This is a genomic window from Enterococcus sp. DIV0187, from assembly GCF_051713785.1.
In the GTDB taxonomy this organism is placed as follows: Bacteria; Bacillota; Bacilli; order Lactobacillales; family Enterococcaceae; genus Enterococcus_A; species Enterococcus_A avium.
In genome coordinates this window covers 752,080-766,751 of sequence record NZ_JBIOQO010000001.1, presented here as the reverse complement: position 1 = coordinate 766,751, position 14,672 = coordinate 752,080, and the positions used below count along the sequence as shown (strand labels likewise).

The 14,672-nt window shown below is 40.7% G+C and carries 13 protein-coding genes; 12 read left to right on the top strand and 1 reads right to left on the bottom strand.

The genetic code is table 11. The annotated features are described in order from the left end of the window. Positions 1–377: 377 nt before the first annotated feature. From aroE to IGI52_RS03670, 12 genes are all read left to right on the top strand, one after another. The gene (gene aroE / locus IGI52_RS03725; RefSeq protein WP_304569850.1) at positions 378–1,256 is read left to right on the top strand and encodes a shikimate dehydrogenase; all 879 of its coding nucleotides are present in this window, start codon (positions 378–380) and stop codon (positions 1,254–1,256) included. 21 nt (positions 1,257–1,277) lie between these two features. After that, complete coding sequence (gene aroF, locus IGI52_RS03720; protein WP_049219406.1) at positions 1,278–2,318, top strand: 3-deoxy-7-phosphoheptulonate synthase; 1,041 nt, start codon at positions 1,278–1,280, stop codon at positions 2,316–2,318. Positions 2,319–2,334: 16 nt separating this feature from the next. Continuing rightward, positions 2,335–3,393 (top strand): 3-dehydroquinate synthase, encoded by a 1,059-nt coding sequence (gene aroB, locus IGI52_RS03715; RefSeq protein WP_438780521.1) that lies wholly within the window; start codon positions 2,335–2,337, stop codon positions 3,391–3,393. Between the two features lie 6 nt (positions 3,394–3,399). Next, entirely contained in the window at positions 3,400–4,560 is a 1,161-nt protein-coding gene (gene aroC / locus IGI52_RS03710) for a chorismate synthase (protein WP_438780520.1), read from the top strand. Between the two features lie 16 nt (positions 4,561–4,576). Next, entirely contained in the window at positions 4,577–5,650 is a 1,074-nt protein-coding gene (locus tag IGI52_RS03705; RefSeq protein ID WP_438780519.1) for a prephenate dehydrogenase, read from the top strand. A gap of 3 nt (positions 5,651–5,653) precedes the next feature. After that, a complete protein-coding gene (gene aroA / locus IGI52_RS03700; RefSeq protein WP_438780518.1) occupies positions 5,654–6,931 on the top strand; it encodes a 3-phosphoshikimate 1-carboxyvinyltransferase in 1,278 nt (425 codons plus the stop codon). A 98-nt stretch (positions 6,932–7,029) separates the two neighbouring features. Further along, positions 7,030–7,539: a shikimate kinase gene (locus tag IGI52_RS03695; RefSeq protein ID WP_438780517.1), complete on the top strand. Its 510-nt coding sequence runs from the start codon at positions 7,030–7,032 to the stop codon at positions 7,537–7,539. Then, complete coding sequence (gene pheA / locus IGI52_RS03690) at positions 7,539–8,387, top strand: prephenate dehydratase (RefSeq protein ID WP_438780516.1); 849 nt, start codon at positions 7,539–7,541, stop codon at positions 8,385–8,387. Before IGI52_RS03695 ends, pheA begins: the two co-directional genes overlap by 1 nt. Before the next feature lie 97 nt (positions 8,388–8,484). Then, positions 8,485–9,663 (top strand): LCP family protein, encoded by a 1,179-nt coding sequence (locus IGI52_RS03685; RefSeq protein WP_438780515.1) that lies wholly within the window; start codon positions 8,485–8,487, stop codon positions 9,661–9,663. Positions 9,664–9,744: 81 nt separating this feature from the next. After that, on the top strand, positions 9,745–10,590 hold the full coding sequence (locus IGI52_RS03680; RefSeq protein WP_016180251.1) for a DegV family protein: 846 nt from the start codon (positions 9,745–9,747) through the stop codon (positions 10,588–10,590). Positions 10,591–11,273: 683 nt separating this feature from the next. Further along, on the top strand, positions 11,274–11,753 hold the full coding sequence (locus IGI52_RS03675) for a DUF6530 family protein (protein WP_016180252.1): 480 nt from the start codon (positions 11,274–11,276) through the stop codon (positions 11,751–11,753). A gap of 23 nt (positions 11,754–11,776) precedes the next feature. Further along, complete coding sequence (locus IGI52_RS03670; RefSeq protein ID WP_438780514.1) at positions 11,777–14,011, top strand: AAA family ATPase; 2,235 nt, start codon at positions 11,777–11,779, stop codon at positions 14,009–14,011. A 104-nt stretch (positions 14,012–14,115) separates the two neighbouring features. On the opposite strand, the gene IGI52_RS03665 is transcribed toward IGI52_RS03670, so the two are convergent. Then, positions 14,116–14,655 carry a TIGR01440 family protein gene (locus tag IGI52_RS03665; RefSeq protein ID WP_016180254.1) on the bottom strand — a complete coding sequence of 180 codons (540 nt, stop codon included), beginning with the start codon at positions 14,653–14,655 and terminating at the stop codon, positions 14,116–14,118. Positions 14,656–14,672: the final 17 nt, after the last annotated feature.

Sequence of the window (14,672 nt, the reverse complement as noted above, 5' to 3'; positions counted from 1 at the left end):
GTTTGTGTTCATGGTTCATGGATGCAAACGACAACAAGTTTGTATCTATGATGGCTAAGGATTTTAAGTTCGACTTAACGCCACATAGATGAAAATCTATAGTGGCTTTTCTTTTGGTATTTTTTTGGGAGACTAGGCTCATTGTAGATTTTCTACAGTGGGCCTTTTTTGTCAGTCCAACTTTTCGCAGAATTTTGAGTTTGATGAAAATTAATAGTATCAAAAATCAATTTTTGAACAAGAAATTTAGTTGGATGTTAGGCGTACGAGAATAAGTTCATTTTTCTCGGTTTTAGAAAAATGAATTTCTATCAGTCGAGCTAGCTGCGAGTTATAACAAGCAACAAAAAAAGAAAAAAATGAAGGAGTGAGGAAAGATGGAAAATGAAATTTCAGGAAAGACACGATTAGCCGGGTTATATGCACTGCCTGCAAGACACAGCTTTTCACCGATCATGCACACAACAGCGTTTCAAGCAACAGGGGTGGATGCCGTTTATCTAAGCTTCGATGTTCAGCCAGAAAGACTTGGCGAAAGTATTCAAGCCATTCGTGATCTTGAAATGTTGGGAGTCAATTTATCGATGCCTCACAAAATGGAAGCTGTCAAACATATGGACGAGCTTAGTCAGGCCGCTCGATTAATCGGAGCGATCAATACCATTGTAAATCAAGATGGGAAGCTGATCGGACACATTACAGACGGAATTGGCTGTATGGAAAGCCTGAAACAAAACAAAATTGACATCATCGGCAAAAGAATGACGATTCTTGGAGCTGGTGGAGCGGCGACTGCCATTATCACCCAAGCGGCGATTGATGGAGTAGCAGCCATTGATGTTTTTAACATCAAAGATGATTTCTATCAAAAAATTGAACCAAAGCTGGCAATGATCGCAGAGGAAACGAACTGTCACATTCAATTACACGATTTAGCGGATGAAAGGCAATTGACTGATGCGATAGCGAAAAGCAGCTTATTGATCAACGCAACCAATATTGGTATGGCACCTAATATCGATCAAATGCCAATTCCAGATGAAAAAGTATTAAGAAAAGATTTGCCAGTTTTCGATGTCATCTATCATCCTGGTGAAACGAAACTTTTAAAAGCAGCGAAGGCGACTGGAGCAACTGCTGTTAATGGCTTAGGAATGCTGTTATTCCAAGGAGCTGCCGCCTTTAAATTATGGACAGGCAAGGAAATGCCAGTCGATCAAATCCAACCGTTATTGGAAAACGAAATTAAAAAATAAAAAGTGAAGGAAGTTATTATTATGATCTTAATTATTAAAAAAGGAATTCAAGAATCAGAATTATCCCCAATTTTATCTCGTATCAAAGAAGAAGGGTTAGGCGTACAAATCAATCATGGGAAAGATCGTTTAGTTCTTGGTCTTTTAGGAGATCCAAAGATTATCCAGAATGTACCATTCCAAGCCTACAGTGTAGTTGAACGTGCAGTGGCGATTTCAAATACCTACAAGATCACATCAAGAGAATTCCATCCACAAGATACAGTCGTTGACGTTGACGGAGTAAAAATTGGTGACGGAAGTTTCGTAACGATGGCTGGTCCTTGTTCCGTTGAAGGCGAAGAACAAATTATGGAAACGGCACGGATGGCAAAAGCTGGCGGAGCGAAAATTTTACGCGGCGGTGCTTACAAACCACGGACTTCTCCATACGCTTTCCAAGGATTAGGTGAAGAAGGCTTGAAGATCATGCGTAAAGCCGCTGACGCTCATGACTTGAAAGTGATAACAGAGGTGATGGATGAAGCCCATATCGATGTTGTATGTCAATACGCGGACATTATCCAAATTGGTGCTCGCAACATGCAAAATTTCCGTCTATTAGAAGCAGTTGGTAAAACTGGCAAACCAATTGGCTTGAAGCGTGGGATCTCAGGTACGATCCAAGAATGGTTAAACGCCGCTGAATACATTGCTGTTCAAGGCAATTCAAACATTATCTTCATTGAACGAGGTATTCGAACTTACGAAACAGCTACACGAAACACATTTGATCTAAGTGCTGTGCCATTGATTAAAAAATTGAGTCACTTCCCAATTATCGTTGATCCAAGTCATGGTACAGGTGTTTGGGACTTAGTTGCACCAATGGCTCGCGCCGGAGTAGCAGCTGGAGCTGATGGAATGATCGTGGAGATTCATCCAGACCCATTACACGCTTGGTCAGATGGAGAACAATCATTGAATGAGAAAAATTACTTGCAAATGATGAGTGAAGTTGAAGTTATGGTTGATGCAATGAAAAAAATCAAAGACTTAAACAAAGAAACGTCACTTATCTAATCAGGGGGAAACGTTCATGGAAATTGTTCTACCAGAAAAAACTTACGAAATTATCGTACGACGCCATGCCTTAGATTCCGTCGGTGAATGGATCGCCTCACTTTGGCAAAATAAAAAAATCGCCATCATCAGCGATGAGAATGTTTATCCGATTTATGGCGATAAAATCCGTCATCAGTTAACTAACTATGAGGTCTGTCACTATGCCGTACCAGCTGGTGAAAGCAGCAAATCTCTAACCATGGCTAATAATCTCTATGAATTTCTAGCCGATCAACAATTCACCCGCAGCGATGCTATCATCGCTCTGGGTGGCGGTGTCGTTGGCGACTTGGCAAGCTTTGTTGCCTCAACTTATATGCGAGGCATCGCGTTTGTGCAGATTCCCACGTCTTTACTGGCGCAAGTCGATTCTAGTATTGGCGGGAAGACAGCAGTCAATTCAAGTAAAGCCAAGAATATGATCGGAACCTTTGCACAGCCGGATGGTGTCATGATCGATCCGGAGACCTTGAACTCGTTACCGGAGTTACGCGTACGTGAAGGTATCGCGGAAATCATTAAATGCGGCGCGATCAGTGATGCTTCACTATGGCAGGATCTTGAGAAACTAACAGGACTCCAAGATCTGCTGGAGCATAGTGAAGCGATCATTTCAAAGGCGCTAAACGTGAAAAAAACCGTCGTGGAAGAGGACGAATTTGATAATGGTTCCCGACTACTGCTGAACTTTGGACATACTATCGGACACGCGATTGAAAACACTGCCGGCTATGGAAAAATTAGCCACGGTGAAGCTGTCGCAATCGGTATGGTACAAATTTCTCAAACAGCAGAAGAAAAAGGACTTTCGCCAAAGGGTATCACAGATGAAATCAAGGCGATGAATCAAAAATACGGGTTGCCGAATGCTTATCAGCCGTGGGAAGCGGAGAAATTCTATTCTGCGATCACCCATGATAAGAAAGCGCGGGGCGAAAGTTTAAATATCATCCTACTAGATGAAATCGGTCAGGCTCGCATTCAAAAAATCAAATTAACTGAAATCAAAGACTTTTTAATAGAAGGGAAGTAGTCATTTATGCGTTACTTAACAGCTGGAGAATCTCATGGACCAGAATTAACTACAATTATTGAAGGTGTTCCAGCAGGACTAACACTTTCCGTTGAAGCCATCAATCAAGAATTAGCTCGCAGACAAGGTGGGTATGGACGTGGTGGCCGAATGAAGATTGAAAAAGATCAGATCCGTATCACATCAGGCGTGCGACATGGCAAAACATTAGGTTCACCCATCACCATGATCGTAGAAAACCGTGACTGGAAAAACTGGCAGAAAGTCATGTCGGTTAAACCAGTCGAAGAAAAAGCAGAAAAATTACGTCGAGTGGCAAAACCACGTCCAGGACACGCCGATCTCGTTGGTGGCATGAAATACCATCACAGCGACTTGCGAAATGTTTTGGAACGATCATCTGCTCGTGAAACAACGATGCGAGTAGCTGTCGGCGCACTGGCGAAACAAATCTTAGCTGCTGTAGATATCGAGATCGCAAGCCACGTGGCCATACTAGGCGGCATAGAAGCTACCGTACCAGAAAAAATGAGTGTATCGGAAATTCAATCCAAAACAGCTGCTTCTGAAGTAAACATGGTAGACGAAACGGTTGAAGAAGCGGTCAAAGAATTAATCGATCAAACCAAAAAAGCCGGAGATACCATCGGCGGAGTCGTCGAAGTAAGGACCGACAATGTTCCCGCAGGTCTTGGCAGCTATGTCCAATGGGATCGAAAGCTTGATGGAAAGATCGCGCAAATCATGTTAAGCATTAATGCCTTCAAGGGCGTTGAGTTCGGTATTGGATTTGAAGCAGCTCACCAACCAGGTTCAAAGGTTATGGATGAGATCGTTTGGAATAACGGCTACAGTCGGACAAGTAATCATCTTGGCGGGTTCGAAGGTGGGATGACCAATGGTGAACAAATCATCGTACGCGGCGTTATGAAGCCGATTCCTACACTATACAAACCATTAATGAGTGTCGATATTGACACCAAAGAACCATATAAAGCCAGCGTTGAACGTTCCGATAGCACAGCTGTTTCCGCGGCATCTGTCGTAGCAGAGCATGTGGTGGCAACCGTTCTTGCAGAAGAAATTCTAGAAAAATTCTCGTCAGATACCATTGATGAGCTGCAACAAGCAGTAGCAGAATACCGTGAAGCAATCAAAAACTTTTAAGAAAGAGGGTACGTCTATGAGAAAGAAAGTGTTCGTCTTAGGACTTGGTTTAATCGGCGCTTCACTTTGCAGAGCAATTAAAAATCCAACGATCGAGTTGTTTGGCTGGGATTATTCGCCTGAAACTCGTGAAATCGCTCGTGGAGTTGAACTGGTTGATCACATTGCTTCTATTGAAAGAGCACCTGAGATGGATGTCATCATTTTAGCCGTACCCGTTCTATCTACACTGCACTATTTACATGAGTTGGCACGTTTGCCGCTAAAAGAGTCAGTGATTGTTACTGATACCGGCAGCACCAAAAATGAAGTCATGAAATTGGCGCAGAGTCTGCCGTTTACTTTCATCGGCGGGCATCCAATGGCGGGCTCGCATAAATCAGGAGTCAAAGCAGGAAATCCGAATCTTTTTGAAGAAGCTTACTACATTTTGACACCACCTGAAGGAGCAGATGTCGATCCCTTAATGGAATTACTAGAGCCGACGCGGGCAAAATTTGTTGTGATCGAACCTGATTCTCACGATGAGATTGTTGGTGTTTTGAGTCATTTACCACACATCGTGGCATCAGGTTTGGTAAAAATGAGTGATCAACTAACAGAAGAGCATCCACGAGCAACACAGCTCGCAGCTGGAGGTTTTCGTGACATTACGCGAATTGCTTCATCCGATCCGCAAATGTGGACAGATATTTTATTAACCAATCGTGAAATTTTACTAGATTTAATTTCCGACTGGCAGGATGAAATGTCCAAAATCCGTGATAGCTTAGTTCAGGAAGATCAGCCAGCCATCTACGACTTTTTTAGTCAGGCAAAGCATTCTCGCGATCATTTACCAACCAAGGATCACGGGGTCATTCCGGCATTCTACGATCTTTACATCGACATTCCAGATATCGCCGGAGCAATCGCTAAAGTAATGACTATCATAAGTGAAGCCAACATCTCTATTATCAATTTGAAAATCCAAGAAACGCGAGAAGATATTTTCGGCGTTTTAGAGCTTTCTTTTAAAAATCAAGCAGACTTGGAAAAAGGGCAGTTGTTAATTGAAGAAGCAGATTTTCGGTGTCGCAGAAGGAGCTAACAAATGAAATTATTAAAAACAAAAGCAGGTCTCACTGGAGCATTGACTATTCCAGCAGATAAATCGATTTCTCACCGTAGTATTATGTTTGGGGCAATCAGTCATGGAAAAACAATCGTTCATAATTTTTTAAGAGCAGAGGACTGTATGAGTACTATTGCAGTTTTTAAAGCATTAGGTGTAACGATTCATGATGACGGAAAAGATATTTTCATCGAGGGAAAAGGGTTCGAGCAGTTGCAAGAGCCTAAAGAAATCTTAGATGCAGGAAATTCCGGCACAACGATGCGTTTGGTTTTGGGAATTTTAGCAGGACAACCATTCACTTCAAAAATTGCAGGGGATGCGTCATTGAATCGGCGTCCAATGGAACGGGTTATGGGACCATTACGATCAATGGGGGGCAACTTGCAAGGGCAAGATGGCAGTGAATTTCCACCAATCGACATACAAGGCAGTGAATTATCAGCGATCACCTATGAAATGCCGATTGCGAGCGCACAGGTAAAATCATCGATTCTCTTTGCTGCACTACAAGCAAAAGGAACAACCACTATTATTGAAAAAGAAAAATCACGCAATCACACAGAAGAAATGATCAAACAATTCGGCGGCACTATTTCAGTAGCTGATAAAACCATTACTGTAACGGGCGGGCAACAATTAATCGGACAGGAAGTAACCGTTCCAGGAGATATTTCCTCAGCTGCCTTCTATCTCGTAGCGGCAAGTTTATTGCCAGATAGCAATCTGCAATTAAATCATGTGGGAATCAATCCGACCCGTACTGGTATTTTAGATGTTTTAGAAAAGATGGGCGCGAATATCAAACAAGTCGCTTTAGATAAGCAAAATCAAGCAGCGGATTTATTAATCAAGACTGCGCCATTAAAGGCAACAGAAATCAGTGGAGAAATCATTCCACGTTTGATTGATGAATTGCCAATCATTGCCCTAGCAGCAACTCAGGCAGAAGGGACAACCATTATCCGCGATGCTCAGGAATTGAAGGTCAAGGAAACGAATCGAATTGATGCTACCGCTCAGGAGCTGAATAAATTAGGTGCCAAGATCGAAACGACTGACGATGGATTAATTATTCATGGACCAACACCTTTACATGGCGGAAATGTCGATAGTCATGGCGATCATCGAATTGGAATGATGCTGCAGATTGCCGCATTATTAACAGATGATGTCGTTGAATTGAATAATCCAAAAGCGATTAACATTTCTTATCCAAACTTTTTCACAGATTTACAGTCATTGATCGAAGATTAGCAGAGGAAATGTTGGCGGTAAGGTTTATAACTGAATCGAGCATTATCAAAAAAGTTCAGTCCAACTTTTCACAGGAAAACGAAAAAGGAGAATGTTTTATGAAATCAATTGTCTTGATCGGTTTTATGGGAGCCGGGAAAACGACTGTCAGTAAAGAACTTAGTACTGCATTAAACGCTCGTTCGGTAGACATGGATGATATCTTAGTTGAACGGATCGGCCAACCCATCAGTGAATACTTTGAAGAACATGGGGAAGCTTCATTTCGTGAGCACGAAACGAAGCTTTTAAAAGAAGCGCTAAATGAAGAGACAGTCATCGCCACTGGCGGCGGCGTCATTTTACAAAAAGAAAATCAAAAAGTCTTGGCCGATAAATTAGTCGTCTATTTAAAGGCTGACGCGAATGTTCTTATAAAAAGAATTCGTGAAGACAAGGTAAACATCCGTCCTTTGGCCATAAAAAATGATGATGGCGATTTAAAACGATTGTTCTTTTCAAGAGAAAAGCTCTACGAAAAATTGGCTAAAATTACCGTAGACACTTCAGAAAAAACACCTGCGGAGATCGTTAGTGAAATCCTTCGACAAGTCGAGGTTATCTCCTAATGAAAGTTGGCTATTTAGGACCTAGAGGGTCATTTACTTATAGTGCGGCGGCAAATTTTTTCGAGGAAACGGTTTTATCTCCTTATGATTCTTTGACTGCCTTACTTGAAGAGCAAAGAAAAGGAACCTTAGACTATTGTGTGGTTCCAATCGAGAATACAATCGAAGGTTCAGTATTACCCACGCTGGATTTGATCTTTCAGACACTGCCGACAATTCAAGCAGAAATTATTTTGCCGATCCAGCAGCAATTGATGGTGCATCCAGCCCATGCAAATTCTTGGCAGGATACAGAATTAATTTGCAGTCACCAGCAGGCTTTGGCACAGTCCCAAGTGTTTCTGATGAATCATTTCCCGACGGTCACTATTGAACAAATGGGATCAACTGCACAGGGTGCTCAAAAAGTCGCAGACCATCCAGAAAAACGTTACGCAGCAATTGGTTCAAGAGCAGCCGCGGAACAATTTGGATTAACAATCGTACAGGAAAACATTCAATCCATCAGCGAAAATGAAACACGGTTTTGGGTAATGGGCAATCAACCGTTGAACAGCAGTTTAGAAAAAGGAATTAACAAAGCGACGGTCTTATTTGATCTAGCTGCAGACCATCCAGGGGCACTGTATCAGTGTTTAGCGATATTTGCAGCTGAGAAGCTTAATTTGACAAAGATCGAATCGCGAACTCAAAAAACGAAATTAGGCGAGTACTTCTTTATTATTGATCTTGAAACTCCTGAACAAGAAAAGCTACAGAGGGTCTTACGCCAATTTGAAGAGGAACATTTTACGGTAACTCTAATTGGTAATTATCCAACATATTTTCCGAATCTTAGAAAATCTTAGTAGTTAAGGTTTTCTAATTTTTTTGGTGAAAAATAAGACAAACTCTTGATGATTTGCTATTTTTATACTAATAGCAATGAAGATGAAGAGGTGCACTATGAGCCGAATGGATAAATATAAAAAAATTCATGAGGAGAGTCAAAAGGAAGAGAAAAAACCTTTTGGCTTTCGTCGTGAGATGAAGAAAGAGAAGCAAACAGAAAAAAGGGATTTTGAAGACATTCATTACGAAAAAGTAGAAGAATCTCATCAAGAGCCAGAAGAAGAATTCTATTATGAGGATCATTATCAAGAATCCAAAAAGAAGCGGCCAAATATTAAGCTTCCGGCTATCAAAAATCCGTTTAAACGAAAACCTAAAAACCCCTATGAACAGAAACCTAAGAAAAAGCGCAGCTGGAAAAGAATTTTAGTGATGATTTTAGTCGCACTCTTAGGCTATTCTGTTGTAGCCTTTGGTGTTGGGAATATTGCTGCCAAGACTGATTCTTCTATGCCGAAAATGGAGACACAAGAATTTAATGGTGCAGCATCAGAAAACGGCTCAAAAAATATCCTGCTTTTAGGCAGCGATACTCGGGACAATATCAGTGGACGTTCTGATTCTATGATGGTGCTGCAGGTTGATGGTCGCGGCAAACCTAAGTTAGTTTCCTTCATGCGGGACATGTATGTTAATATCCCTGGTGTTGGTGAAAATAAACTGAACGCGGCTTACGCTTATGGCGGCGCAGATTTGGTGCGACAGACCTTGAAAGAAAACTTTGGAATTGATTGCCGCTATTATGCGATGGTCGATTTCCAAACATTTGAAAAAGGTGTTGATGCTCTTTTTCCAAGAGGAGTACAAATTGATGCTGAAAAGGATATGAGTGCGTATATTGACGAGCCGATCACGAAAGGCCCACAACGAATGAATGGACACACTTTGTTGAACTACGCTCGTTTTCGAATGGATGAAGAAGGAGACTTTGGCCGTGTTCGAAGACAACAGCAAGTGATGCAATCTGTCTTCGGTCAATTAAAGAATCCACTAGTCTTATTACGCGGTCCTTACGCAGCTGGAAAGATTTGGGGATACTTATCGACAGACATGCCAAACATGTTTGTATTAGGAAATCTATTCAACTTTGCTAAAACCGTCGGTGGAATCGAACGCTTGACTTTACCCGTTGATGGTTCATGGTCTTACATTGATACAGCGAATGCCGGCAGCGCATTAGCTGTCGATACTGCTCAAAACGCTCAAGCGGTTCAAGACTTTTTAGGGAAGTAACTGGATTTTTGATTCCCATGAATCTATGAGTGTGCTATATTATAATTATTGTAAATTTTGATTGAAACGAGGAAAACTATTATGAAATTAGCGATCGTGACAGATAGTACCGCCTATCTGAATGAACGCATACGCAATCATAAAGATTTATTTATTATTCCGATTCCGGTCATCATAGATGATCAACCTTTTGAAGAAGGGGTAGATATTGGATATGAAGAGTTTTATCAGAAATTGAAAACCAGCAAGGATTTCCCGAAAACATCGCAACCAGTACTTGGCGAAGTATTCGAATTGTATCGCTCAATCAAGGAGCAGGGCTACGATACTGTTATCAGTATTCATTTGTCTGAAGGTATCTCTGGTTTTGTCCGCACATTGACAGCAATCAAAGAAGATATCGATGGACTGCAGGTCATTCCATATGATTCAAAAATCACCAGTGTTCCTATGGGCTATATGGTAGAAAAAGCACTGGAGTTAGGCGATGAAGGAAAATCACTGGATGAAGTATTGGCAGCGATTGATGAGATTCGTGACACTACTAATGCATACATCATCGTAGACGATCTAGACAACTTGGTTCGCGGAGGACGCTTGACGAACGGCGCAGCGATTATTGGTGGGTTATTAAAAATCAAACCAATCCTTACCTTTGAAGATGGCAAGATTGTTTTAGCAGAAAAAATTCGTTCATTAAAAAAAGCCTTACAACGTACGGAAGAAATCATCGAAGAACGTCGTCAGGAAAATGGTCATGATTTACGAATCTTCGTAATCCATGGAAACAATCCTGAGTTGGCTCAACAAGAATATGAAAAGCTAAGCAAAAAATATCCAGATGCGACAATTGAAATCGGAACATTTGGACCAGTAATCGGCACTCATTTAGGTGATAAAGCTATCGCTCTTGGTGTTGCGAAGTAATTATCCGCTCATTGATTATAACAAGTTTAGAAAAAAACTAACAAAAAGAAAACCGAACCGTCCTATATCTTTCCATTGCGAAGGTATATGGCAGTCGGTTTTTTTGTAGTATTTTTCGTAGTTCAACATAACACAAACGAAAAAATGATATTCTCTATAAAATCTCAATAAAACCGTTTAGTTTGATGGTACACGCAACGAAAATAAAACTCATTTTTTGCGGGTTTTAAAAAATGAATACATTAGTAGGAGTTAGTTACCATTCTAACTTTTCGCAGTTTATTCAGCGTAAATGGAGAACAACTATTCCCACAAAATCTCAATAGAACCGTTTAGTTTGATGGTACACGCAACGAAAATAAAACTCATTTTTTCGGGTTTTAAAAAATGAATACATTAGTAAGAGTTAGTTGCCAGTCTAACTTTTCACAGTTTATACAGCACAAGTGGAGAACAACGATTCCCACAAAATCTCAATAGAACCGTTTAGTTTGATGGTACACGCAACGAAGATAAAACTCTTTTTTTCGGGTTTTAAAAAATGAATGCATTAGTAGGAGTTAGTTGCAAAAACTTGTTTTATTTCGTATTCTTTTTTCATTAGTAGTTTAGTAATTTACTAAATTACTAGTGCGATTATTAGAAACTTATTCAATGAATGAAACAGACTAGGAGGAAGTTCAATGAAAATCCCTACTAACTTAAAGCATAAACCAGTTTTTCTGGTTGAAAATTATGATAAAATCGACGGACATCATGCCTGGGATAGTGACGCCAAAGGGTTAACGCTAGGCTTAGCACAATGGAACGATCGCGGCCGCGTGGATATTTCTGGAAAAGTTTGGCGTCATACTGGTGAAAAGTGGTCCCGACAATCAGAAGAATTACCCATTACGAGAATTTTGGACTTGGCAATCTTAGTAGCGCAATCAAGTATCTATTTGCAAGATGCTTATCGCTATGAGAAATTTTATGACCCTGAAAATCCTAAGGTAGAAATTATCGGCCTACAAGGAGGACGGATGGAAGTTCAAGTTGACACAGAAAATCCAAAAATAGATGAAGATATCATTTTATTCAACGATACAATGAATAAAGATGGCGATTTGATTGCACAGCGTTATCGCACCTTGAAACGTCTTTTGGATGAACTAGGCTACTAAAACAAAGGAAGAGGTGAGAAAGGATGGATCATTCTTTTGCCGTTACAAATGGACGAAAGTTTACCAAAGTAGAAGAACAGATGATTTGGCGCAAACCGGCTAGTCACAAAACGAGTCAGGAAGAAGTAAGAATCGCATCAGAAATCAAAAACAATTGGCTCGATCCTGAAATGAAGATCATGAATGTGCTCCTAGAAGGAGACGCCGGATCTGGCAAAACTCAGCTGGCACGAGCTTTATCAGATGATTTGCAGCTTCCGTATACCAAAGTCACTTGTTTTGCTGATATGGACAAAACGGATGTCTTCGGTGCCCTATTGCCAGTTGTTTCAACAGATAGCGATGAAGATCAAGAATTATTGGAAGCTATATATCAAACGGATTCTTTACAAGAAGTTTTATCAGTAATTGCAACTCACTTTCAAATTGATGCGAACCAAGCAAAGGAACGCTTAAGTAAACTAATCGAACGAATCGATCAAGCGGATAATACTACAAGTGTTGAGTATAAATTTTATCCCTCAGAAATCGTTCGGGCAATGCAAAAGGGCTATTTGCTAGAAATCCAAGAACCGACAGTTATTCGTGACGCTTCCGTTTTGGTTGCATTGAACTCAGCTTTGGAGCCAAACGGATTGTTGAATATACCAACTGGGATCATTCGCCGACACCCTGATTGTGTCGTTATCATCACTACCAATCGCAATTATCAAGGAAACCGCCCGCTAAACGAATCCTTGCGGGATCGGGTGCAGCATGCAGAAAAAATGGACCTGCCTACTATTGAAGTAATGATTGACCGGGCAATGGCTAAAACGAATTTTACTGACTATGATTACCTGGAAATTATGGCTAAAATCATTCGATTATTAGATGAAACAGCTAAAGCCAATGCAATCAAAGGGGTTGCTGGTATGCGTTCCTATTTCTTTTGGGTCAATAGCTTGAAGCAGGGACAAGATCCTTTGGAGAGTATTTTTCCTAAAGTCCTGTATAAGTTGACTACAGATGAGAATGAATTAAAGATATTGCAAGATGCTTTAGAACAAAGTAGATTACTAACAGAACTTCAACAAGTAAAAAATCAGCAAAAATTAAAGCAAGGCAGAAAAATCAGCCAAGCGGAAGCCGACCAACGAAATATCGTAGAAGAGGCGGAAGAGGCAACGTTAAAAAATGAAGCGATAGAGACTGAAGGCTCTGTAGAAAACGAGGAAAAAGCAAAGCCAGAAGAAGTTGCTTCGGAAAAAGAAAAACAACCGGATTCTATAGAAATTCCTGATGATGCTACCAGAAATGATGTCGAAGCCGAAAGTACTTCCGCTTCATTTGATGAAGAAGAAAAAATCGGCTCTGCTATGTCATTAGATGAAATGGCCGAAATCGATAAAGCGAAGCGAAAAGAACTGAATCGCGAGATCCGTGAATGCTTGAAGGAAACAATTCATGCAAAGGAAGGAACGATTCTTCATCGACCAACAATTAATGAGACAGCCATCAAAAACGGTCAAGAATTAACGCAGCAGGTGTTACCAGAAGTTGAAAGCTTAAGTCGCGTGATCAATGACCTCCTGACTAAAGAGGTAAGTAATGATTTTTCTAGTGGCAAATACTATGGGGCTCGTTTTAATCCAAGTCATGTGGCCTATGGTGATCTGCGGAATTTTGACAAGAAAAATCCACCAAGTGAAAATCCATCATTGGCATTAGCCGTCCGTGTCGACGAATCAGGTTCGATGCTGCGAGATGACCGGATTCAAAATGCTAAATTAGCAGCTGTTGCACTAAGTTTATTTGCCGAGAAGACAAATATTCCTTTGATGCTTTATGGCGATTCTGCTGATCTTAGCCAGCGAGAAAAAACATCGATATACTCCTATAAGGAATTCGATGATAATTATGATTTCATAGCAGCAAAGCTGTCTACAATGAAGCCGCGTCAAAACAATCGTGATGGTGTACCTTTGCGATTATTAGCAGAAAAATTGAGTCATCAAGCAGCGGATACAAAAGTTTTATTATCCATCAGCGACGGACAACCGAAAGCATTACCGGATTATACTGGAGAAAAAGCTCGGCAAGATATCCAAAACGTGTTAGCTGACTATGAGCGAAAGGGCATTCTCTTTATTGCTTGTGCGATTGGTGAGGATAAGGAACAGTTGCGGGCTTTATATGGTGAAAATAATTTTGTTGATATTTCAGATATTTCTACCTTGCCACAACAATTACTTCAATTAATCGCCCGTTTTATTTAAAGATTAAAAAAGTCAAACACAGAGACACTTATTAATTGGAAGTGTTTCTGTGTTCGACTTTAACTTTTTAACTATTTCTCTAAAAGAAGTTCGTTCAAATCGATTTAGTAAGTCGCGCGTGGTCCGCCAATATATTTTGGACGACTGCGTAGAGCTGTTACGTGAGCGCCACCTAATTCTTTGATAGAAGGACGAACAGGAACCTGAACGTGTTTGACATGCATCCCAATCGAAGTATCGCCAATATCAATTCCTGCTTGAGCAACAATATGTTCAACCTCCACTGGATCACTAAATTGTTCAAAGGCTGCTACAGAGCAAGAGCCTCCTGCATGTAACGCTGGTTTAACGGATACAATCTCCCAATCCTTTTTCTCGGCAATCTCTCGCTCGACAACAACAGCACGATTAATGTGTTCACAGCCTTGAACACCCAAATAGATCTTTTTAGGATCAAGGATCGATTTCAATGTTTCGATAACCCATTGACCAACTTCTTGACTTGAATTTTTTCCGATCCTTCCACCGACGATTTCACTAGTCGTACAGCCTAAAACAAAAACGTCACCAGCTTTAAGGTTGGCTTCTGCTAAAACATCGTTGACAATCGTTGATAAATCTTGTTGTAATTTTTCTTTTTCCATTTGAATGACTTCCTTCT